We start from the raw sequence: 23271 nt of genomic DNA, 5'->3' as shown, positions 1-23271 counted from the left end.
ATTGCAGAAGACCTTTTCCTGCGCATTTCACAAATTATGTGGCGATTATACTATCATTCAATCCGTGAACAATCCGTGCAAAAACGGCCGGTGAATACCGGCCGTTGCTTGTTGGCGCGTGCCGCAATCAGGATTGCGGCTGGGGTTCCAACCCCTTGTCAGGCTCATCGCCCTTGCGCGGCTTCTTGGCTGAACCGGCTTTCGGAACAGCCGAACCGCGTGACGGCGGCGTATCATCGCCAAGATCGCGGGCTGGCTTGTTGCCTGCCATGAGGGCCTTGATCTCTTCGCCGGTCAGCGTCTCGTATTCTAGCAGACCTTCGGCAATGGCGATCCATTCCTTCTTCTTCTTCGTCAGAATGGCGCGCGCCTGCGTATAGGCATCGTCAATCAGCTTGCGCACTTCCGCATCGATCAGCTGCGCCGTCTCCTCGGACACATTCTGCGTCCGGGCAACGGAGTGACCGAGGAACACTTCCTCCTGGTTTTCGCCATAGGCAACCTGGCCGAGCTTGTCGGAGAAGCCCCAGCGGGTCACCATCGCCCGGGCAAGCTTGGTGGCCTGCTCGATATCCGACGATGCGCCGGAGGTGATGTTCTCCTTGCCGAATTTCAGTTCTTCGGCAATACGGCCGCCCATCATGATCGCCAGACGCGAGATCATCCACTTGTAGCTCATGGAATAGCGGTCGGCTTCCGGCAGCTGCATGACCATGCCAAGCGCACGGCCGCGCGGAATGATCGTCGCCTTGTGCAGGGGATCGGCCATCGCCACGTTCAGCGCCACGATGGCGTGACCGGCTTCATGATAGGCCGTCAGTTCCTTTTCCGCCTGGGTCATGGCTGTCGAGCGGCGCTCGGCACCCATCATGATCTTGTCCTTGGCGTCTTCGAATTCGAGCATGGTGACAAGGCGCTTGTTGCGGCGCGCTGCCATCAGGGCGGCTTCGTTGACAAGGTTCATCAGATCGGCACCGGAGAAACCGGGGGTACCGCGGGCCAGAATCTTCAGATCGACATTGGGTGCCAGCGGAACATTGCGGGCATGAACCTTCAGGATCTTTTCGCGGCCGGTAACGTCCGGATTGGGCACGACGACCTGACGGTCGAAACGGCCCGGACGCAGTAAGGCCGGATCGAGAACATCGGGACGGTTGGTCGCGGCGATCAGGATGACGCCTTCATTGGCCTCGAAACCATCCATCTCGACCAGCAGCTGGTTCAGCGTCTGTTCGCGTTCGTCATTGCCGCCGCCCAGACCGGCGCCGCGATGACGGCCAACCGCATCGATTTCGTCGATGAAGATGATGCAGGGCGCATTCTTCTTCGCCTGTTCGAACATGTCACGCACACGCGATGCACCGACACCGACAAACATTTCAACGAAGTCGGAACCGGAGATGGTGAAGAACGGCACATTGGCTTCACCGGCGATGGCGCGCGCCAGAAGCGTCTTACCGGTACCGGGAGGGCCGACGAGCAGCACGCCGCGCGGAATGCGCCCGCCAAGCCGCTGGAATTTCTGCGCGTCGCGCAGGAATTCGACGATTTCTTCCAGGTCTTCCTTGGCTTCGTCAACGCCGGCCACGTCCTGGAACGTCACGCGCCCATGCGCCTCGGTCAGCAGCTTGGCCTTCGACTTGCCAAAACCCATGGCACCACGCGAGCCGCCCTGCATCTGGCGCATGAAGAAAATCCACACGCCGACGATCAGGATCATCGGCAGCCAGTTGATCAGCATGCCGACAAACGATGTCGAGCCATCGGTCTCGGGCCGGGCGGCGATCTGGACATTCTTGCTCTCGAGGCGGCCGACGAGGCCGGCATCTCCAGGCGAATAGGTCTGGAACGTTGCGTTATTGTCGGCATAGGTGCCCGTGATGCGGTTGCCGGCGATCGTCACCGTTTTCACGCGGCCATTATTCACGTCCGTTATGAACGTCGAATAGGGCACATCACTGGATGCCGAACGCTGGGAAGGGCTTTGAAAAAGGTTGAACAACGCGATCAGAAGCAAAGCGATAATCGCCCACAGTGCGAAGTTCCGGTAGTTAGGATTCATTATCGGGTCCCATCAATCACAACCGCAAGGACGCGGAATTTACACGTAACATAGGTTCGAAGCGTGGCCTTGCCAAGGCTGGCAATCAAACTGAGATCAATTCTTATCAATCTGGTTTACAGAAAATCGCTTGTAATCCCGCAAACCAAACAATTTTGCCACGCTGGCGGCAAGGTTTTCATCATAGCCTGAAAGGATATGATCGAACAGGGCGACGTGTCGTGTCACCTCGACCCCCGCAGGCACATTCCCGTGATGCGGCCCCGGATACGGCAATGCCGGAACGGCAACAATCCGGCCCTCGACCACCAAGGCCGGGCTGGATGCGATCGAAGCGCGGTGCACATTCCCGCAGCCGCTCTCCTGCAAAAACACCACCCCGTCATCGCCCGCTGCCCTGATCCGCAGCGCGATCGGCGCGCCATTCGACACGCGGTAACGACCATCCCAGACGATGCTGCAACCGGGTGCGATGACGGCATCGGGAATCGAACGCATTTCACGGTATATGGTTACGCCCGTCTTAACCCGCTGGATTATGCAGCGGCCAAGACTCATGCGGCGGGGGTCATCCGCGCCGGTGAGGTGGCGGACGGCCTTGCCGCATTCCTGCACGGACGGCAGAAACGACAGACCGCCCATGGCCGCCAGCAGAACCCCCATGGCGAGACGCTGGGCAGCATCGCCGTATTGATCGAAGCCCGCAGTGTTCACCTCGGCCCTGACGCCGTCCGTCACCGTGACATGACCCAGCAAGAGCTTCGCCGCCTCGCTGTTGACGGCAAGCCGCTGCGCGCCGTTGCGGGCAACGCGCGCTGGAATGTCACCGCTGCCCTGTTCCTGCAGCGCCGTCCTGACCTGCACCCGTTCGGACTGCGGATTGGCATTGGACGGATCGTCGCGCCAGACGATTCTCCGCGCGCGCAGATAGCCGCGCAAGTCTTCGCGCCGGATCCCGAGCAGCGGCCTGACCAGCCATGTCGCCCGCTCGAGCAGGGTGAACCGCGCCATGCCGGCAAGGCCGCGTTCGCCGCCGCGCGCCGCGCGCATCATGAAGGTCTCGTTCTGATCGTCCAGCGTATGGCCGGTCAGGATCACATCGGTTGCCGCTTCGCCGGCGGCATCGCGAAGCAGCCGGTAGCGGGCCTCGCGCGCCTTGGCGGACAGCCCGGTGGCGGGCTTGGCTCCGGCCCAGTTGACAATATGGTGGTCGAGACCCGCCGCCTTGCACAGGTCGGCGACATACAGGGCCTCCTCCGCTGATTCCGCCCGCAGCCCATGATCGACGGTGACGGCAACGATACGGGGAAACGCGCCCCGGCTTCTGCGCAGATCATCAAGCAGGAAAAGCAGAGCAAGAGAATCGCTGCCGCCGGAAACAGCAACGACGACCGCCGTCAGACGGTCGAAATCGATTCCAGCGAAAATCTCTTCCGGATCGAGGCGATGGTCAGCATTTGTTGGCGGCACGTTCATTCTTCACGCGCTCTTTGAGCGCGACCGAGAGGCTGGGATAGCGTGAGCTCACCGTTGCAAAGGTGGCGCAGGCGACATCGTGGTCCTTCATCTTCGCCAGCGTCATGCCGAGCTTGAGCAGGTTTTCCGGGCTCTTCTTGGAATCGGGAAACTGCTTGTGGTTGTCGATGAAGACCGATGCGGCTTCCTGGTAGCGTTCCTGACCATACAGCGATTCGCCGAGCCAGTAGCGCGCGTCGGGATCGGAGGGATCTTTCGGGAACCGCTCGATATGGCTGCGGAAGGCAGCTTCGGCATTGCGATAATCGCCGGACAGGAACAATTGATAGGCCTGCCGGTACAGCGCATTGGGATCATCCGTCTGCGGCAACGACGCAAGGCTGGGATTGGCTGCCGGAGCGGTGTCGTTCCTTGTTTCACCGATTACGTTGCCATTGGCATCGAACTCAATCTGTCCAAGCGCGCGCGGCGGTTCGCCGACCTGCGGAGACTGCGGAGCATTGGGCTGAGGGTCAATAGCAGCGGAATCGGTGCTGTCGGATGGGGATGTCCGCGACGGAGCCGCGGGGTAAGCGGAGGCATCTGGCGATGCCTCCCCTGTTGTCCGAGAAGGCGCGGCACCGGCAACCGTACGGTCGCCCTTGCCGCCGGCATCGGTTTTCTTACCGCCGCCCTTCTTTTCCAGTTCCTGGAAACGGAACTCATTGTCTTCCTGAACCTTGCGCATCTGCTCCTGCATTTGCAGCAACTGGAAATTAAGGTCTTCGATCTTGCCTGTCAGCTGCCTGATCTGCTCTTCCAGCTGGCTGACACGCGGATCGCCTGCCTGAGCCATAAGGATCGGCGCATCACTTTTCCCGGCATTTGCCTTCGGCGCAGCGGGAAAAAAGCTGCCATCAAGGTTCGAGGCATGGCTGGCGCCGGTTGCCAGAAAAGGCAGAACCGCCACAGCCATAACCAATCTTTTCAGTCGTTTGTTCATTCCTTTACCGCCCCTGATATGGGAATTTAACCACCGCAACGATTTACGGCGAACCTATCTAACACGAGCAACGCGACTTCGGCCAAATTTTGTTGTGATCGCGGGTGAGACAAAAAAAGCGGCCCGAAGGCCGCTTTTCTGCAGTCACATCAGAGATGTATGGCTTAGCTGCCAGCACCGCCGAGAACGGTAACGGCACGGCGATTCTGCGACCAGCAGGAGTCGGCATCGCACACGGCAACCGGACGTTCATTACCGTAGGAGATGGTCTTGATGCGGGCAGCCGGCAGGCCGCGCGACGCGAGGAAGTTGCGGGCCGCAGCCGCACGGCGCTGGCCGAGAGCCAGATTGTATTCGCGTGTGCCGCGTTCGTCCGCATGACCTTCAACGGTGATGGTGTAGTTGGGGTAGCGCTGCAGCCACTGAGCCTGCTTGGAGAGGGTCTGCTGGGCATCCGCACGGATGACGGAGGAGTCGACATCGAAGAAAATGCGATCGCCAACATTGACCGTGAAGTCCTGGGTCGAACCCGGGCGGGCACTACCGGCGCCGTTCAGGCCAAGATCACCGGCGCTGTTGATAGGTTTCTTCGCACAGCCCGCAATAGCGAGAGCCATGAAAAGGGCGACGACAACTGGACTGCGGGCGATCATTTCGAAGCGGCGCATAGCCTGGACTCCTTAAGAATTGAATTGTTTCGGTGAACAAGCAGTAACCATATCGAGGTTAAGGCCAGTTCAAGAAACAGGGTTAATCCACTCTTAACACCAGGATTAACAGCGAAATCAGTGAATGTCCTGCATCCTTAATGCAAACAATGCGGCGGAAAAACGACATTCGCGGCAATGTTGAGATAACATCGCCGCGAATGGTCTTAAATCATCGATTGATCAGGATGCGATCACTCGAGAAGCGGTGACCATGCCGGATCAGATGCCAGATTGGGTGTCTGGATCTGGCGCAGGTTGCGGCCCGTCAGGTCGATCGTGAACAGATGCGGGCTGTTCGATCCGGGAGGGAAGCGGTAGAACATCAGGACGCGGCCGTTCGGAGCCCAGGTCGGGCCTTCATCGTGATAGCCGCTGGTCAGGATGCGCTCACCCGAACCGTCCGTCTTCATCACGCCGATGGAGAACTGTCCGCCCGACTGCTTGGTGAAGGCGATCAGATCGCCGCGCGGCGACCAGACCGGCGTGGAGTAGGAACCGTCGCCGAACGAGATGCGCTGCGGGTTCGAACCATCCGCGCCCATCTTGTAGATTTGTGGCCGGCCGCCACGGTCGGATCCGAACACAACCTGCGAACTGTCGGGTGAATAGGATGCACCGGTATCGATGGCGCTCGTGCTGGTCAGGCGGGTCGTCGTGCGGCTGCGCACATCCATCGCATAGATATTGGCGCTGCCGTCATCCTGCAGAAGGCTCATGGCCACTTTCTGCCCGTCGGAGGAGAAGCGCGGTGCAATCGTCATGCCGGGGAAGTTGCCGACGAGTTCACGCTGTCCGGTTTCCAGCTGCAGGAGATAAACCTGCGGCTTGGCACCTTCGAACGACATATAGGTGATTTCCTGGCGGCTCGGCGAAAACCGCGGTGTCAGCACCAGGTCCTTGCCATTGGTCAGATAGCGCACATTGGCGCCGTCCTGATCCATGATGGCCAGACGCTTGACGCGCTTTTCCCGGGTGCCGGATTCATCGACAAACACGACGCGCGTGTCGAAGTAGCCTTTTTCACCCGTCAGCTTCTGGTAGATGGCATCGGCAATGATATGGGCGACGCGGCGCCAGCTGTCAGGCGAGGTGAAGAACTGCTGCCCGTCAAGCTGCTGGCCGGCGAAGGTATCCCACAGGCGGAACTCCGCCTTGAGCCTGCCATCCGGCTGCTTGGTGACACGGCCGGTGACAAGCGCCTGCGCGTTGATGACTTTCCAGTCCTCGAAACGCGGTGCGGCATCGGGATTGGAAATCTTCTCGATGAACGCGCCCTTGTCGATCGGGGCAAAAAGGCCGGACCGTTCCAGATCGGCTGCAATGACGCCCGTAATATTGGCACCAAGCTGATCGCCGGAAAGGAAATCCGTGATGGCGATGGGCATCGGCTCGACAACACCCTTGGTGATATCGAGTTTGAGCTCAGCCCGTGCTGGCAGTATCGCGATTGCCAATGTCGCAACAAGCGTCACGAAGATTGGGAAAATAGTCCGGGTAATTTTCAGCATAAGTTCAGGGCCCTCTTTTGGCTGGCCTATTAGTCATCTACAGCGGGATGGAACGTCAGTTCGACAACGTCCCAGCCACCTGCATATTTGTCCTGCGGCAGATTGTACGGAGCGGTGCGCATCACCGCCCGCAGCGCACTGCTCTTTGCCGCACTCAGCACCGCAGCGTCACCGCCGCTGCCGGTGACGGTCGGCGTGCCGTCAATTTCGCCGGTCTTGGTGAGGCGGAACTTGACCACCACGACCATGTCCGGGAAGTCAGGCGCTCCGACCGGCTTGATCCAGTTCTTCGAGATAAGTCCGCGCAGCGCGTCCATCTCGTTCTGGCTGAGCTTGGCGCCGCCTGTCGATTTGGTGGCGCCGAGCGATGCCTGCTCCGTCGAACGCTTGGCACCGCCGCCGGAAGGCTTCTCGTGATTGAGCAATTCCGCAACCTGATCGGCAATCCCGCTCTTGTCTTTGGACGGTGTCGGCGCGGTCTTGGTGGGTTTCGGCGTTTCCTTGGTTTCCTTGCGCTCCGGCGTCGTCGCGGTCTGTGCCTGGGCAGGCTTGGGCTTGTCCTCAGGCTTCGCCACGTTCTGCGGCAGCTTGAAGGCTTCCTCGGCCGGCTTTTCCGCCTGCGGCGTTGGCTCGACCTTCGGCGCATCCGGTGTCGGCGCCGGCTTGGAATCATTGATCGCCGCCGTGATCGGGTCCGGCGTGACGTCCTGCTTCGGCTTTGCCTCCGGCGCTATTTCCGTCGCCGGGACCGGAACCGGTTTGGTTTCCGGCTTCACTTCAGGCTTCGGATCCGGCTTGGCAACAGGTACGTCCGATTGCTTCGGGGCCTCGGCCGACTCCACGACCTTTGGCTTGGTCGAAGGGATCGGCTTGGTCTCGACATCTGTTTCAGCGTCGCCGATGATCTGCGCATCCGGTTTGGTCTGCGGCTTTTCCGTCGGCTTCGGCGTTGCCTTTTCGGCCTTCGGCGCCTTTACGTCACCCTTCTGCAACTGGCTTGTATCGGAGATGATTTCGATCGGCAGCGATTCGGAATTGGCCAAATCCATCGGTTTTGGCGCAGAAAAGGTCAACAGCCCCCAGCCGAGGATAACGGCGTGGATAATGGCGGAGGATGCAACACTCGTCTTCATGACTTATCAGCTGCCTTCCGGAAGGCTGACGAGACCGATATTCTTGAATCCGGAACCGGAAATGCGCGCCATGACCTTCATGATCGTGCCATAGTCGGCAGCCTTGTCACCTTTGACAAAGATGCGTTCTTCATAGCCGGTCTTGGCGATCGCCTGGAGTTTCGGGACGATTTCCTCGATCGGGATTTCAGTTTCCTGCAGGAAGACCTGGCCCTTCTGGTTGATCGTCACATAGATCGGGTTGGTTTCGCTGTTCAGCGCCTTGGCCTGGGTTTCCGGCATGTCGATGGGCACGCCCACCGTCATCATCGGTGCCGTCACCATGAAAATGATCAGGAGCACGAGCATGACGTCGACCAGCGGCGTCACGTTGATTTCACTCATCAACGCCTTGCTGGCACGGCCGCGCCGGCCGCGTCCCCCTGAACCCTTGTTACCAACAGACATGCCCATGGCATTCAATCCCGCACTTGTAAAATCAGTTGCTTAAGAACGCGGCGCCAGCTTCTCATCGATTTGCCGCGAGAGTATGGCGGAGAACTCGTCCGCAAAGCCTTCCATGCGTGCGGTCAGTTTGCCCGCATCGCTTGACAGTTTGTTGTAGGCGATAACCGCCGGGATGGCGGCAACCAGGCCAATGGCCGTCGCCAGCAGCGCTTCGGCGATACCGGGAGCGACAACCGCGAGGCTGGTGGACTTCGAACCGGCAATGCCCATGAACGATGTCATGATGCCGATGACCGTGCCGAACAGGCCGATGAAGGGGCCGGCCGAACCGATGGTCGCCAAGAAGCCGAGGCGGGCGGCAAGAATATCACTTTCGCGTGAAAGGGCGACATCCATCGCCTTGTCGATACGCATCTGCAGGGCGATGGGGGAACGGGCGCCCTTTTCGAAGGACTTTTTCCACTCGCGCATCGCGGCGATGAAAATGGAGCCCATGCCGGTCGTGCGCTTTTCGCCCAGGTTGCGGTAAAGCTCTTCCAGCGACTGGCCGGACCAGAAAACCTGCTCGAAACGGTCAAAGGCGCGCTTGGCGCGACCATAGCCGAGTACCTTGTCGATGATGATCGCCCAGGTCCAGATGGAAGCACCCAGAAGGCCGATCATGACCAGCTTGACGATGAATCCGGCCTGCCAGAACAATCCCCAGAGGGAGACGTCCGATGTCTGAACAGCAACCGCTAAATTTTCCATATCCACTACCCTCGAATCCGAAAACCCGGTATTTCAACCGGGCTGCAATCGTCTCTCATACCCGTGCTTGGTCCACCGAAGTATAAATGGTCCGGCAATACGACCACGCGCCACTTTATTTCTTTGGAACCCGGCCGAACGCCTGACCGGCATCCATCGTCGCTCACTAAATTTCGAAAGCCACGTTCTGAGACCGGACTTTTTCCAGTATTCATACCGCGGCTTCTCACGGTTAATTTTGGTAAAACGAAGGCGTTAACGCAAAACACCCCGTTTCATGGCCTTATTCATGATTTGTTATGGTTAAGGATCAGTTATGATTCAGCACCTGTGCGTCATTTAGAGCGGTTTGCGGCCATATTGGATCAGTTCTGTTTCCCGGATGGCGAGACAATCCACGCGGAAGGTAGCGAGGCCGATGTTGACCCATCGGACGAAGCTGCCTGACAAAGTGGGTGTCCGCCAGCCGGAAACCCGAAGGGCCGGGTGAATTTGGCTCAATACCATCGGGCTTCGGCTTCGCCCGATGGAAAGGCATCGGCCTAGCCGAACCCCTCGACCTTGAACCAAATTCCCTCCGGCAGAACGATTCAATATGGTCGCAAACCGCTCTAAACGCCATGACATCAGGATTCCGGCTGAAAAAGTTTGATCCATTCCGCGGGAAACCGGCGCGGTCGTCCGGCATTGTTGATCAGCGCCGCTTCGACAGCCGCTGAAATCAGCAGATCATCGCCCCGTTTGATGGTCTGGGCCATCTTGACCCGCGCGCCGGAGATTTCCGCCGTGCGCGTTTCGATCGTCAGCACGTCATCGATGCGGGCGGCGCCCCGGAAGTCGATTTCCATGCGCCGCACCACCCAGACAATGCTTTCGCCATGCTTGCCGTCGGCGAGTTCCGAGTGGTGAACGCCAAGCAGACGCAGATAATCGGTGCGGCCGCGCTCGAGAAATTCCAGATAACGCCCGTGATAGACAATGCCGGAGAAATCCGTATCGGCATAATAGACCCGCGCCAGGAGACGGTGGCCGAAGGAAGTGAGTTCACCGGCAAGGCCGCCGAGGGGCGGCAGGGAAGGATTGTTTTCGCTCATGATCCCTCCTTTTGCCGGTACAGCCAGCGTTTTGTCCAGTGCGATTATGCGCGGTGCCGCATGCGCGTTCCAGGGACAGGCCCCGTCAATCCTCGTCTTCCTGAAACAGGCTGATCTGCTGGACGGTGTCGGACGGTGCGTTCAGGCCCAGATGTTTCCAGGCATTGGCGGTCAGCATGCGTCCGCGCGGCGTGCGCTGGATAAAGCCCTGCTGGATCAGGTAGGGTTCGATGATATCCTCGATCGCATCGCGCGGTTCGGAAAGCCCCGCGGCGATGGTTTCGATGCCGACGGGTCCGCCGCCGAAATTGTGCGCAATCATCGAGAGGTAGCGCCGGTCGAGCTGGTCGAGCCCCAGCGCATCCACCTCGAGACGCAGGAGCGCGGAATCGGCCGTCTGACGGTCGATGGAATCCTTGCCGTCGACAATGGCAAAGTCGCGCACCCGGCGCAGAAGCCGCCCGGCAATGCGCGGTGTGCCGCGGGCGCGCCGCGCCACCTCAAGCGCCCCGTCATCGGTCACGCCGATGCCCATGATGCGCGCGCCGCGCCGGACGATATGCTCAAGCTCCTCGACCGTATAGAAATTCAGCCGGACCGGAATACCGAAACGATCCCGCAGCGGCGTTGTCAGAAGCCCGAGGCGGGTCGTCGCCGCCACCAGCGTGAACTTGGCCAGATCGATCTTGACCGAACGCGCCGCAGGCCCCTCGCCGATGATCAGGTCAAGCTGGTAGTCTTCCATGGCCGGATAGAGGATTTCCTCGACCGCCGGATTGAGACGATGGATTTCATCGATGAAGAGAACGTCGTTTTCTTCCAGATTGGTCAACAGCGCAGCCAGATCGCCAGCCTTGGCAATCACCGGCCCGGACGTGGAGCGGAAATTGACGCCGAGTTCCTTGGCCATGATCTGTGCCAGCGTCGTCTTGCCGAGGCCGGGCGGCCCGACGAAGAGCACGTGATCCAGCGCCTCGCCGCGTGATTTGGCGGCTTCGATGAAGACCTTCAGATTGGCGCGCGCCGCTGCCTGCCCGACAAAATCATTAAGCGTCTGCGGGCGCAGCGACGTGTCGGCGTCTTCGCCGCGCTTGTCGGGGGTTATCAATCGGCTGACATCACTCATGCGGATGTCCTCGCACAGTGTGCGGTATCAGGCAACCATGTCACCGGGAAAGTTCCTTCAGGCCAAGCCGGATCAGCTTGGCGGAATCAGCCTCCTCGCCCGCATCGCGCAGGGCGGCGCTGATTGCATTGGCGGCCTGGTCGCGCGAATAGCCGAGATTGGTCAGCGCCGACACGGCATCGGCCACCGGCGCCGGGGCAACGCCCTCGCCCAGTTCCTGCTTGAGGCCGATGGTGCCCATCGCCTCGCCGGCAAAGGCTGGCGCCTTGTTCTTCAGTTCGATGACGATGCGTTCCGCCACCTTCTTGCCGACACCCGGTGCCCGGCTGACCATGGCGATGTCGCGCAGCGCAATCGCATTGGCGAGATCGGAGGGCGACAGGGTTCCCAGAACGCTCAGCGCGACTTTGGCGCCGATGCCCTGCACGCTCTGCAGCAGACGGAACCATTCGCGTTCCAGCGCCGTACCGAAGCCGAACAGCCGGATCAGGTCTTCCCGCACATAGGTTTCGATGAGCAGCACCACCGCTTCACCCGGACCCGGCATGTTCGACAGCGTCCGCGCCGAGCAATAGGCGACGTAGCCGACGCCGTGCACATCGAGAATCACGTGATCCTCGGCGATTTCATCGACAGTGCCCTTGAGTTTTCCGATCATAGCTGTGCCGCCAGTTTCCGTTCGATGGCAATGCGGCCGATGGCGCTTTGCCGGTGATGCGCGTGACAGATGGCAACCGCCAGCGCATCCGCCGCATCGTCCGTATCGAACGTTGCCTTGGGCATCAGCACCTTGACCATCATGTGAATCTGTTTCTTTTCCCCATGCCCGACGCCGATCACCGCTTTCTTGACCGCATTGGGCGCATATTCGGCAACGGGCAATCCCGCCAGCGCGGGAACAAGCAGGGCGATACCGCGCGCCTGACCAAGTTTCAGCGTCGCCGTGGCATCCTTGTTGACGAAGGTGTGTTCGACCGCCGCCTCGTGCGGCATCTGGCCGTGGATGATTCCGGCAAGCCCGTCATGCAGCTGGCAAAGGCGCGAGGCGAGATCAAGCTTGGCGTCGGAAAGGATCGTACCCGAGGCGACAAAGCGCAGCGAATTGCCGAGCGTCTCGATGATGCCCCAGCCGGTGCGGCGCAGGCCGGGATCAATGCCAATGATGCGAATCGCTTCTTTCATGTCGGGACCTTATCGAGCTGTCAGGGAACTTGACAGCAGAAAGGTGAACAAAAGAGAAACAAACCGCCCTGTTATGCACGATTATCGTGCTGTCATCAGCGATGGGCGAAGGCGGTGGCCAGCAGGCTGATCTGATCCGAGACCGGGTTGGTGGTCAGCATCCGCCTGTGGGCCGTGCTGGCGCCTTCATTATAGATCTCGTCATCCATCTGGCGGACGCGGGCCTGCAGGCGCAGCGAACGGTGCACCAGATCGCAGTAATCAAAGGGAATCTCGTCCCAGCCTTCAACGGTTTCCGGGGCGGAATCCGTATCGAGCCGCACTTTCGCCTTTTCGGACAGCACCTGTTCCTGGGTCATTTCACCGCTGCGCGATGCCCGCTGCAACAGCAGCCACGAGGCAACCTGCATGAGACGCGTCGTCAGCCGCATGGATTCGGCCGCATAGAGCGTGGCGGCAACGCGGCTCAGCCGTTTGGCTTCCGCCCGGCCCTCGCCGTCGAGATAGGCAGCCGCCTCCTCGACCAGACCCATGCCTTCGTCATAGATATGATTGAACGTTTCCGAGCGGACCATGCGGTCGGCCAGCCGGATTGTATTGTCAGCGTGGTATTCCTGTTCAACCATGTCATGCCCTGTCATTAAAAATCCGCTGATTCTCAAAGCAGCGCTCTCTTACTGGGACAGCAAGCGGATCACCACAACGGCCAACGGGTAGTATTCCCCATCAACCTGCCCGTATGCACACATGAGCGCAAGTTTATCCTTAATAAAGGGTTAACGTCAGGGTCGCCGCAGAGATATGAACATAAAAAAAGAGCCGCAAAACGTGGCGGCTCTCAGGAGTCTAACAGGGAGGCGTCAAACAAAGTGGCCAAACCACTTGGTAAGAATCCAGAAAACTGGATGATCAATTTATAGCTTGTAATGCTTAACAAGTGGTTAATACCGACAGCACAGTTGCAATCAATCCGCCCCGCAACGCCTCAATCCTGCATCGGCCTGGCGCGTTTGCGCAGCTCGAACTTCTGGATTTTCCCGGTCGATGTCTTCGGTATGTCTTCGAACAGCACGTGCCGCGGCACCTTGAAGCGCGCCAGCAGGGTGCGGCAATGGGCGATCAGCTCCTCTTCCGTCGCCGTCTGGCCCGGCTTCAGCTCGACGAAGGCAAGCGGCGTCTCGCCCCACTTGTCATCCGGCCGCGCCACGACCGCGCAGGCGGCCACGGCCGGGAACTTGTAGAGCGCGTCCTCCACCTCGATGGATGAAATGTTTTCGCCGCCGGAAATGATGATGTCCTTCGAACGGTCCTTCAACTGGATATAACCGTCCGGATACATCACGCCGAGATCGCCGGAGTGGAACCAGCCGCCTGAAAAGGCTGCATCGCTGGCCGGCCGGTTTTTCAGGTACCCCTTCATGACGATATTGCCGCGGAACATCACCTCGCCGATCGTCTCGCCGTCGGCCGGCACGGGCTGCATGGTTTCGGGATCGAGCACCGTCAGATCTTCGAGCGCCGTATAGCGCACGCCCTGCCGCGCCTTCTTGGCGGTGCGCGAGGATGCCTCCAGCGCATCCCATTCATCCTGCCATTCATTGACGACGGCAGGGCCGTAGGTCTCTGTCAGGCCATAGAGATGCGTGACCGCAAATCCCGCCTCAGCCATGCCGGCCAGAATGGATTCCGGCGGCGGTGCGGCAGCCGTGTTGAACGTCACCGTTTGCGGAAAATCGCGCTTGTCCTTGTCAGCCGCGTTGATCAGCACCGACATGACAATCGGCGCCCCGCACAGATGCGTAACGCCCAGATCGGCAATGGCATCGTAGATCTGCTTTGCCCGTACCCAGCGCAGGCAGACATGGGTGCCGAACTGCAGGGCCAGCGTCCATGGAAAACACCAGCCGTTGCAGTGGAACATCGGCAGGGTCCACAGATAGACGGGATAGCGCCCCATGCCGGAGGCCACCACATTGCCATAGCCCATCAGCGCCGCGCCGCGATGGTGATAGACAACACCCTTCGGATCGCCTGTCGTGCCGGATGTATAGTTGAGGGTGATCGAATCCCATTCGTCATCGGGCATCGCCCAGGCGTAATCCGGATCGCCGCCTGCGACGAAGGTCTCATAGTCCACCGCGCCGAACGGCTCACCCTGCGGATAGGGCGCATCGGCGGGATATTGCGTGTCAACGAAATCAATGACCAGCGGCTTGACCCTGGCGAGTGCCAGCGCCTCGCGGAAAACGCCGGAAAATTCCGTATCGACAATGGCGATCCTGGTTTCCGCATGATCGAGCTGGAACGCGATGACCGCCGCGTCGAGGCGCGTGTTGATTGAATGCAGCACCGCCTTCGTCATCGGCACACCGAAATGCGCCTCCAGCATGGGCGGCGTGTTGGACAGCATCACCGTGACCGTATCGCCCTTGCCGATACCGCGGCGCGACAGTGCCGATGCCAGCTGCCGGGTGCGGCGGTAGAACGTGCCGTAATCGAAGCGCTCCGCACCATGGATGATCGCCGTTCTCGACGGATAGACCCGCGCTGCCCGTTCCAGATAGGTCAGCGGCGTCAGCGGCTGGTAATTGGCCGCATTGCGCTCAAGATCACGATCAAAGATTCCACCCATGCACGCCTCCCAACGCTTCCGTGGGGAAAGCTTAGACCAAGCCAGCAAACGATGGCTATCGGTTTTTCCGGGCTACCCGGCAAAAGCCGGTGCGTGCGGTCAGGAGACCGCCGACTTGGCGGTTCCCGATTTCATGCCCGAACTCATCGCGGCGGCATTGACCGGCCGGCCGGCAATCACCAGCTTCGATTTCGCCGGCAGCGCCTGCGGCAGGGCAGGACGCGTGTTGCCCCAACCGATGCTCGGCAGCCATTCCAGGTAATGGGCCAGGGCAAACTGCGCCATGATTCCGCTGGCGATCAGCAGCGTGTCATCCAGCTCGTCGCCGGGGTTCATCACCTTGACGATCTGCGCGACCATGGCAAGGATCGTTCCGGCAACAAACACCGGCAGCGAATGCTTGCCGAGGATGGCGAGCGGGTGATCTTCCGGCGTCCGCGCCAGATTGGAAATGGCTGGCACCGAGACAATGACATAGGCGATCGCCAGGATATGCGCCAGACGGGTCAGCGACAGGAACGTCTTGTCGAAACCGGTGATCACCATCGGCAATCCCATCGATGTATTGACGCCCCACAGCGGTACCCGCACCCAGATCAACGCCAGCAGGATATAGCCGACCGCGACCCCGAACAGGTATTTGTTGAACGGGATTCGCCCGCCCCGGCGCACATGCATCACGCCGGCAATGCCGATGACGAACAGGAACTGCCATGACAACGGGTTGAGGAACCAGACGCCTTCGGTCGGGTAATTCGGCGGTGCAATCCGGTAGACACCCGACACCAGCCACAGGAGCCCGGACACCCCGACCATCAGCGACAGGTTGATATTGGCGAGAAACAGGAACAGCGGCAGCATGAGCAGCAGCACGCCATACATCGACAGGATATTGTTGTAGCCAAGCTGATGCCCCATCGTCGCAAGGCCGATGAGTGCTTCGGCGGGGCTGTCCATCAACGGCCCGATATTGATGAAGGACATGAATTCCGGGCGGTTGAGATAAAGCCCGGCGGCGCAGAAGATCGCCAGCGTGGCGACCGTCGTCAGGATATGGGCGCTGTACAGCGTCGCCGCCCGGCGCCATGCCTTCAGCGTGATCAGGAAGCGGCTGCCCGGTTCAAATTTGGCCCCATAGGCAAGACCGACGGAAATGCCGGAGATCAGCACAAAGGCCTCGGCCGAATCGGAAAATCCGAAATTCCTGTGGGTGAGATGTTCGAAAACGGTTCCCGGCACGTGATTGATGAAGATGGTCAGCAGTGCCAAAGCCCGAAAGACATCAATGCGGGTATCCCGCTGTTTGAGCTGCGTCTGTGTCATAGCGTTCACCCATTCCTGTCATGCAATATTCAATCACAGCACTCCCGGCCTCGTGAGGGAGCGGTTGGTCCGACGGTTGCAGTTGATAATGTTTACATAGTCCGAAAGTTGCGATTCGGCTGATCAACTTTCGTTCATAATTATAACAAGGCGGCTAATCCATCGTAGGAAAGCTTCAATCCCATCAATAGGATCATGATGTACATGAAGGGATAGAACACCTCCGGCCGCATGCGTTTGACGATCCACGCGCCGGCAAAGGTGGCCAGCGGCGCGATGGGCACCAGAACCGCCGCCGCCTTGAGGTTTTCGGCGTCGAACTGCCCCAAGGCAAAATACGGGATGACCTTCACGGCATTGACGATCGCGAAGAAAATCACGCTCGTGCCGTTGTAAACCTTCGGATCCTGACGCAGCGGCAGGGCGTAGACCTGATAGGGCGGGCCGCCCGCATGGGCGACGAAACTTGTGAACCCGGCGATGGTCGACCAGAAGGTTGCGGCGCCGGCATTGTGCGGTTGTGCGGTGGCGCGTTTGGCGGCACTGGCAAAGACATAGCGGGCAAAAAAGATGATCGCGACGGCACCGACAATGAGCTTGACCATGTCATCGGTCACCACCGATGCGGTCAGCCAGCCTATTCCGACACCCAGCAATGCACCCGGCAGCATCAGCTTGAGGGTTTTTGCATCGCGGTAGCCGCGCCAGCTCCACAGGCTGGCGACATCCATGATGATGAGGATCGGCAGCATGATGGCGGCCGCCTGCACCGGCGGCATCACCAGCGCCATCAATGGCACCCCCACCTGCCCCATGGCCCCGCCAAGCCCGCCCTTCGACAGCCCGATCAGGATCGTGGCTGGAACGGCGGCAGCATAGAACCATGGGTTCAACAGGAGATCGTGCATGATGGAAATCCACAAGGAGGGCCTTCCATCTCTAGCCGATCGCCGGGGCATTTGAAAAATGCTTTTTGGCAACATGTGCCTGTTTGCTACTAAGTAATTACGTCGTAAGACTAATATGCAACAGGGTGTGATGGCTTGGATTATCGAAAAGGCTGTTCAAATGAACGGCCATCCTCTATGCCCGAATTCCATCACGATTGCCCATTCTATAGAGAACGATTGTAAGGTTGCAGCCCATGAACAACGAACAAACACCCCAACGCTGCCGTATCGTTCTGATCGCGCCTCCCGCCGCGACTGCCGACGAACTGGCCAGGAAACTCAGCGAAGCCTTGTCCGGCGGCGATGTCGCCTCCGTGCTTCTGCCCGCCTACGAGACGGACGAAACCCTGTTCCAGACCATGGCCGAAGCCGCCGTTCCGATCATTCAGAATGCAGGCGCTGCCGCCATCATCGTCGGCAACACGCAGGTTGCCGGACGGGTCAAGGCCGACGGCCTGCATCTTGAGGGCCCGGCCAGCGATCTTGCCGCCAATGTCGAGCGCTTTTCCCCCAAACTGATCGTGGGGACCGGCAATATCAAGAACCGGCACACGGCGCTGGAAATCGGCGAAGCCCAGCCGGATTATGTCCTGTTCGGCAAGATTGGCGCGGATACGACACCCGAAGCCCATCCGCGCAATGTCGAACTGGCGGACTGGTGGGCATCGATGATCGAGATTCCCTGCATCGTCCAGGCGGGCAACACGCTGGAAAGCATCACCGACGCGGCCGCAACCGGTGCGGAGTTCATTGCCCTTGGTGCGGCGGTTTTCGGCAACGACAAACCGGCGGACGCCATCAAGGAAGCGAACCGGCTGCTCGACGAGCACGCGCCGCGATTTGAGGAATAGGCCCATGGGAGCAAAATCTGCAAACCTCGTTTGCGCCGTCGCCGCCGTGCTTGCAGCCTTCCCGGTCCTGACGCATGGCGCCATGGCCCAGACGGCTCCGGCGCCCGCAACAAGCCAGGCGCCTTCGGTGACATCCGCGCCGACCGACGCGCCCCAGCATCTGGAAACGCCGCAGACAACCCCCAAGCATGACAGGCCGAAACTCGCCAGCGATCCGGCGGTCGACATCGTCAACCCCACGCGCTTCGGCAAGGGCGCGGTGGACGAGGCATTCGGCGCTTACCAGCGCGGCCTGTACAAGACGGCCTACAATCTCGCCCTGCCGCGCGCGGAAAATGGCGATGGCGCCGCCCAAGTGCTGGTGGCCGATATGCTGGCCCGCGGCCTCGGCATACCTGTCAACCTGCCCGAATCGGCCAAATGGTATGGCAAGGCCGCCGACCAGGGTGTTCCCGAAGCCCAGTTCCGCTATGGCGCGATCCTGCTCCAGGGCAAGTATGCCCCCAAGGACCCGGCCAAGGCCAAAACGCTCATGAAGGCTGCCGCCGACGGCGGCAACGCCATGGCCCAGTTCAATTACGGCCAGATCCTGCTGCAGGAGCACCCCGGCGACATCGGTATCGACAATGCCTATCCCTGGTTTCTGAAGGCAGCGGCACAGGGCTTGCCCGATGGCAGCTATGCGGTCAGCCAGATCCTATCCAACGGCACGCTCGCCGTTCCGCGCGACGACGCCAAGGCCCGGGAATATCTCGCCAAGGCGGCAAATCGCGGTTACGATACGGCGCAGCTCGATCTTGGCCGCTGGCTGGTCGAGGGGCGCGGCGGCCCGCGCGATTATGTGTCGGGTTTCGGCTGGACCCTGCGCGCCGCCGTAGGCGGTAATGTCGCAGCACAGGCCCAGCTGGCAAAGCTTTACTATCAGGGCCTTGGCGTGGAAGGTGACTCGGTCAAGGCAGCCGCCTGGTACATGGTCGCCAGACGGGCCGGATTGACCGACCCCGAACTTGACTCTTTCATGGACGGCCTCGACGACGACCAGATAAAGGCCGCCCTGACGGAAGCCAACAGGATGCGCTGACCGGCAGCCGGACTTGCAGTGCGCGACACGATCAGAAAGGGAACTTCACCATGCCGTTGATCAACCGAGTTCATGAAATGCAACCGAATGTCGCCGAATGGCGCCGGCATCTGCATGAGAATCCGGAAATCCTTTACGACGTGCATGAAACCTCCCGTTTTGTCGCGGACAAGCTGCGCTCCTTCGGCTGCGACAGTGTCGATACCGGCATCGGCCAGACCGGCGTGGTCGGGATCATCCGCGGCCGCCATGGCGACGGACCGGTGATCGGCCTGCGCGCCGATATGGATGCCCTGCCGATTCTTGAAGCCAGCGGCAAGCCATGGGCCTCGAAGACCAAGGGCAAGATGCATGCCTGCGGCCATGACGGGCACACCGCCATGCTGCTCGGCGCGGCGCAGTATCTCGCCGAAACCCGCAATTTCAAGGGCTCGGTCGCGGTCATCTTCCAGCCCGCCGAAGAAGGTGGCGCGGGCGCGCTGGCCATGATCAATGACGGCCTGATGGACCGGTTCTCGATCAAGGAAGTCTATGGCATGCACAATGCGCCGGGCCTGCCCGTCGGCCAGTTCGCGCTGCGCAAGGGCTCGATCATGGCGGCCACCGACGAATTCGAAATCAAGGTCATCGGCCGCGGCGGCCATGCCGCCAAGCCGCATACGACAGTCGATCCCGTGGTCGTCTCCGCCCATACGGTTCTCGCCCTGCAATCACTGGTGTCGCGTGAAACCGACCCGCTCAAGTCGCTGGTCATCTCGGTGGCGATGATTCACGGCGGCGATGCGACCAATGTCATTCCGAACGCCGTGACCCTTTCGGGTACGGTACGCACGCTGATGCCTGATGTGCGCGATTTCGCCCGCAAGCGCGTGACCGAAGTGGCCGAAGCCACGGCTGCCATTTTCGGCGCCCGGGCGGAAGTCAAGTATGATCAAGGCTATCCGGTCACGTTCAACCACGACCGCGAGACGGATTTTGCCACGGGCGTCGCACAGCTGATTGCCGGCGACAGCGCGGTGAACACCAACATGCCGCCGGTCATGGGTGCCGAAGATTTTTCCTACATGCTGGAAAAGCGGCCCGGCGCCTTCATTTTCCTTGGCAATGGCGACACGGCGGCCCTCCACAATTCAGCCTATGATTTCAACGACGATGCCATTCCTTATGGCATCAGCTATTGGGTTTCCGTGGCGGAAACGGCGCTCGCCGCCTAGTTCCGGAGGCTTAGCCGCAAAAAGGGCCTTACCCGGCTCTTTTTGCGCTTTCTCTTGCCTATCGCGCGATTTTGTGGTCTTGGAGGCGCCAATATCGGCTGCCGCCGAGACGTCGGCGCCCGGTTTCCAACACCAATCCGGATAAACAAATGAAAATCAACGGCAATGAAATCCGTCCTGGCAATGTGATCGAGCATGATGGCAGCCTCTGGGTCGCCGTCAGGACGAACGCAGTCAAGCCCGGCAAGGGCGGTGCCTACAACCAGGTCGAACTGAAGAACCTCCTCAACGGCACCAAGCTCAACGAGCGCTTCCGCGCCGCTGAAACCGTCGAAAAGGTCCGCCTCGAACAGAAGGATTTCTCCTTCCTCTACGAACAGGGCGACGCACTTATATTCATGGACACCGCCAGCTACGAGCAGCTCGAGCTGCAGAAGGATTTCGTCGGCGACCGCGCGGCGTTCCTGCAGGACGGCATGATGGTCACTGTCGAACTTTACGACGAACGTCCGATCGGCATTTCGCTGCCGGATTACGTCACGCTCGCCATCACCGAGGCAGACCCGGTCGTCAAGGGCCAGACGGCGGCTTCATCCTACAAGCCGGCCGTGCTTGAAAACGGCATTCGCGTTCTGGTTCCGCCATTCATCTCGTCGGGCGAGCGCATCATCGTTGACACCAACGAACTGACCTACGTCCGCCGCGCTGACTAAGCAGGCATTATCGGGCGCCGCTTAAGAATGGCGCCCGCATCAACGAATTCAGACGGAGAATGACCTGAAATGGCGCGTTCAGCGATCCTCAATGTAATGGTGCAGGCAGCTATGAAGGCTGGCCGCTCCCTGGCGCGCGATTTCGGCGAAGTGCAGAATCTGCAGGTTTCGCTGAAAGGTCCCGGCGATTATGTCAGCCAGGCCGACCGCAAGGCCGAAGAAATCATCTATGCCGAACTGCGCCGGGCCCGTCCCGACTACAGTTTCCTGATGGAAGAAACCGGTACGGTCGAAGGCACCGACAGTCAGCATCGCTGGCTGGTCGATCCGCTCGACGGCACCACAAACTTCCTGCACGGCATTCCGCTGTTCGCGGTTTCCATCGCCCTGGAACGTCAGGGCCAGATCGTCGCCGGCGTGATCTTCAACCCTGCCATGGATGAGCTTTACACCGCCGAACGCGGCGGCGGCGCCTTCCTCAACGATCGCCGCCTGCGCGTCTCCGGCCGCATCAAGCTGGTCGATTCCGTCATCGGCACGGGCGTGCCGCATCTCGGCCGCGGTCATCACGGCGATTATCTCGTGCAGTTGCGCAATGTCATGGGCGAAGTCTCCGGCATCCGCCGCATGGGCGCCGCAGCGCTCGATCTGGCCGCCGTCGCAGCAGGCCGCTTCGACGGTTTCTGGGAAGATGGCCTCTCCCCCTGGGATACGGGCGCAGGCATCATCATGGTGCGCGAGGCCGGCGGCTTTGTCACCGATTTCAACGGCAGCCAGGATGTGGTCGAAAGCAAATCGATCGTCGCCGGCAATGAAGCCATCCAGCGGGCGCTGCTGAAGACACTCAAGAAGCCGATCTGAACAATATCCGGCCCGCCGGCCGCATTGCACCTTCCATTTTTACCTTGATTTCGGTTAGGGTCGCACAAACCGATTTGGGTTTGTGCGATTTCCGTTCGTCCAGTGACACGAACGAGGTTGCTTGGTGCGTGGCGAATGCGGAGACGATGCAATGGCTGATTTCAGTTCAACCCGCCGGGTCATGGACGGTGACGATTATGACCCGTACCGGCTGTCCAGCCCGCGGCTTGTACTTCTATCGATGGCGATCTTCCTGGCCATTGTCGCCTTTCTCGCCGCCATTCTCTTTCGCCAGATTTCCGTGTTCTTCACCACCAATCCCGGCCTCAACGGCCTGATCATCGGCGTGCTGATCGTCGGTATTCTCTTGGGGTTCGGTCAGGTGATCCGGCTGTTTCCCGAGGTGCGCTGGGTCAATTCCTTCCGGCAGGGCAATTCGGATCCCAATTCCAAGCCGGTGATGCTGGCTCCCATGCGCGCGCTGATCGGACGGCGCCAGTCCATGGCGCTGTCGACCAATGCCATGCGCTCTATGCTCGATTCCATCGCCACGCGCCTCGATGAAACGCGCGATGTCTCGCGTTATCTCATCGGCCTCCTGGTGTTCCTCGGGCTGCTCGGCACGTTCTGGGGCCTTCTGGAAACCATCGGCTCCATCGGCCAGACCATCCAGTCGCTCGATCCGCGCGCCGGCGACGCGAACGGCGTCCTCGATGCGCTCAAGGCCGGCCTGCAATCGCCGCTCAAGGGCATGGGCACCGCGTTCTCGTCCTCGCTGTTCGGCCTTTCCGGCTCGCTTGTCCTCGGCTTTCTCGACCTGCAGGCGGGCCGCGCCCAGAACCGCTTCTACACCGAACTGGAAAACTGGCTGTCCAGCGTCACCGATCTCGGATCGGACCTGCATGCGCTCGATGGCGTCAACAGCGGCACGTCGGACGAACTGCGCTCGCTCTCCGAGCGCCTGCAGAACATCCAGGAGACCGGCGGCTCCAGCCAGCGCACGACAGCCGCGCTGGCCAGCCTCGCCGAAGGTATCCAGGGCCTGGTCAAGAACATGCGCTCCGAACAGCAGATGATGCGCGACTGGGTGGAAAAACAGGCTGAAGAACAGAAATCCATGCGCGAAACCCTCGCCAAGCTCAGCGACTCCGTCGCCCGCCGCAGGGACAACTGAGA

The 23271-nt window shown here is 60.3% G+C and carries 22 protein-coding genes; 6 read left to right on the top strand and 16 right to left on the bottom strand.

What is annotated here, in order from left to right; genetic code table 11:
* Positions 1-127: 127 nt before the first annotated feature.
* From ftsH to ACZ25R_RS23250, 16 genes are all read right to left on the bottom strand, one after another.
* Complete coding sequence (gene ftsH / locus ACZ25R_RS23325) at positions 128-2062, bottom strand: ATP-dependent zinc metalloprotease FtsH (protein WP_464661584.1); 1935 nt, start codon at positions 2060-2062, stop codon at positions 128-130.
* A gap of 96 nt (positions 2063-2158) precedes the next feature.
* On the bottom strand, positions 2159-3532 hold the full coding sequence (tilS, locus tag ACZ25R_RS23320) for a tRNA lysidine(34) synthetase TilS (RefSeq protein ID WP_472462345.1): 1374 nt from the start codon (positions 3530-3532) through the stop codon (positions 2159-2161).
* Positions 3513-4493: a tol-pal system protein YbgF gene (gene ybgF / locus ACZ25R_RS23315; protein WP_472462344.1), complete on the bottom strand. Its 981-nt coding sequence runs from the start codon at positions 4491-4493 to the stop codon at positions 3513-3515. Before ybgF ends, tilS begins: the two co-directional genes overlap by 20 nt.
* A 191-nt stretch (positions 4494-4684) precedes the next feature.
* On the bottom strand, positions 4685-5188 hold the full coding sequence (gene pal, locus ACZ25R_RS23310) for a peptidoglycan-associated lipoprotein Pal (protein WP_223613651.1): 504 nt from the start codon (positions 5186-5188) through the stop codon (positions 4685-4687).
* Between the two features lie 233 nt (positions 5189-5421).
* The gene (gene tolB, locus ACZ25R_RS23305) at positions 5422-6738 is read right to left on the bottom strand and encodes a Tol-Pal system beta propeller repeat protein TolB (RefSeq protein WP_223613652.1); all 1317 of its coding nucleotides are present in this window, start codon (positions 6736-6738) and stop codon (positions 5422-5424) included.
* A gap of 29 nt (positions 6739-6767) precedes the next feature.
* Entirely contained in the window at positions 6768-7871 is a 1104-nt protein-coding gene (locus ACZ25R_RS23300; protein ID WP_223613653.1) for a cell envelope integrity TolA family protein, read from the bottom strand.
* Positions 7872-7877: 6 nt separating this feature from the next.
* Entirely contained in the window at positions 7878-8324 is a 447-nt protein-coding gene (gene tolR / locus ACZ25R_RS23295; protein WP_105734449.1) for a protein TolR, read from the bottom strand.
* 33 nt (positions 8325-8357) lie between these two features.
* Positions 8358-9068, bottom strand: a complete 711-nt coding sequence (tolQ, locus tag ACZ25R_RS23290) for a protein TolQ (RefSeq protein ID WP_105734448.1) — start codon at positions 9066-9068, stop codon at positions 8358-8360.
* A gap of 626 nt (positions 9069-9694) precedes the next feature.
* On the bottom strand, positions 9695-10162 hold the full coding sequence (ybgC, locus tag ACZ25R_RS23285) for a tol-pal system-associated acyl-CoA thioesterase (protein ID WP_223613654.1): 468 nt from the start codon (positions 10160-10162) through the stop codon (positions 9695-9697).
* 85 nt (positions 10163-10247) lie between these two features.
* A complete protein-coding gene (gene ruvB, locus ACZ25R_RS23280) occupies positions 10248-11288 on the bottom strand; it encodes a Holliday junction branch migration DNA helicase RuvB (RefSeq protein ID WP_472462343.1) in 1041 nt (346 codons plus the stop codon).
* A gap of 40 nt (positions 11289-11328) precedes the next feature.
* A complete protein-coding gene (ruvA, locus tag ACZ25R_RS23275; protein WP_472462342.1) occupies positions 11329-11946 on the bottom strand; it encodes a Holliday junction branch migration protein RuvA in 618 nt (205 codons plus the stop codon).
* Complete coding sequence (gene ruvC, locus ACZ25R_RS23270) at positions 11943-12470, bottom strand: crossover junction endodeoxyribonuclease RuvC (RefSeq protein WP_105734445.1); 528 nt, start codon at positions 12468-12470, stop codon at positions 11943-11945. The genes ruvA and ruvC overlap by 4 nt, the downstream gene beginning before the upstream one ends.
* Before the next feature lie 95 nt (positions 12471-12565).
* Positions 12566-13096: a protease adaptor protein RcdA gene (gene rcdA / locus ACZ25R_RS23265; RefSeq protein WP_426136507.1), complete on the bottom strand. Its 531-nt coding sequence runs from the start codon at positions 13094-13096 to the stop codon at positions 12566-12568.
* Positions 13097-13455: 359 nt separating this feature from the next.
* The gene (locus ACZ25R_RS23260) at positions 13456-15102 is read right to left on the bottom strand and encodes an acyl-CoA synthetase (RefSeq protein ID WP_472462341.1); all 1647 of its coding nucleotides are present in this window, start codon (positions 15100-15102) and stop codon (positions 13456-13458) included.
* 99 nt (positions 15103-15201) lie between these two features.
* Positions 15202-16425 (bottom strand): OpgC family protein, encoded by a 1224-nt coding sequence (locus ACZ25R_RS23255; RefSeq protein WP_472462340.1) that lies wholly within the window; start codon positions 16423-16425, stop codon positions 15202-15204.
* A 140-nt stretch (positions 16426-16565) separates the two neighbouring features.
* Entirely contained in the window at positions 16566-17333 is a 768-nt protein-coding gene (locus ACZ25R_RS23250) for a sulfite exporter TauE/SafE family protein (RefSeq protein ID WP_223613660.1), read from the bottom strand.
* Positions 17334-17569: 236 nt separating this feature from the next.
* On the opposite strand from ACZ25R_RS23250, the gene ACZ25R_RS23245 reads away from it, so the two are divergent.
* The 6 genes from ACZ25R_RS23245 (at position 17570) to ACZ25R_RS23220 (ending at position 23269) form a co-directional block, all read left to right on the top strand.
* A complete protein-coding gene (locus ACZ25R_RS23245) occupies positions 17570-18226 on the top strand; it encodes a thiamine phosphate synthase (RefSeq protein WP_223613661.1) in 657 nt (218 codons plus the stop codon).
* Positions 18227-18308: 82 nt separating this feature from the next.
* Entirely contained in the window at positions 18309-19307 is a 999-nt protein-coding gene (locus ACZ25R_RS23240; protein ID WP_472462545.1) for a tetratricopeptide repeat protein, read from the top strand.
* Between the two features lie 50 nt (positions 19308-19357).
* On the top strand, positions 19358-20521 hold the full coding sequence (locus tag ACZ25R_RS23235; protein WP_464661590.1) for a M20 aminoacylase family protein: 1164 nt from the start codon (positions 19358-19360) through the stop codon (positions 20519-20521).
* A gap of 149 nt (positions 20522-20670) precedes the next feature.
* Positions 20671-21234, top strand: a complete 564-nt coding sequence (gene efp / locus ACZ25R_RS23230; RefSeq protein WP_223613664.1) for an elongation factor P — start codon at positions 20671-20673, stop codon at positions 21232-21234.
* A gap of 69 nt (positions 21235-21303) precedes the next feature.
* Positions 21304-22095 carry an inositol monophosphatase family protein gene (locus ACZ25R_RS23225; protein ID WP_223613665.1) on the top strand — a complete coding sequence of 264 codons (792 nt, stop codon included), beginning with the start codon at positions 21304-21306 and terminating at the stop codon, positions 22093-22095.
* A 151-nt stretch (positions 22096-22246) separates the two neighbouring features.
* A complete protein-coding gene (locus ACZ25R_RS23220; protein WP_346305051.1) occupies positions 22247-23269 on the top strand; it encodes a MotA/TolQ/ExbB proton channel family protein in 1023 nt (340 codons plus the stop codon).
* Positions 23270-23271 lie beyond the last annotated feature (2 nt).

This window comes from Phyllobacterium sp. RCAM01083 (assembly GCF_055685835.1).
This window is presented reverse-complemented; position numbering and strand designations above follow the sequence as displayed.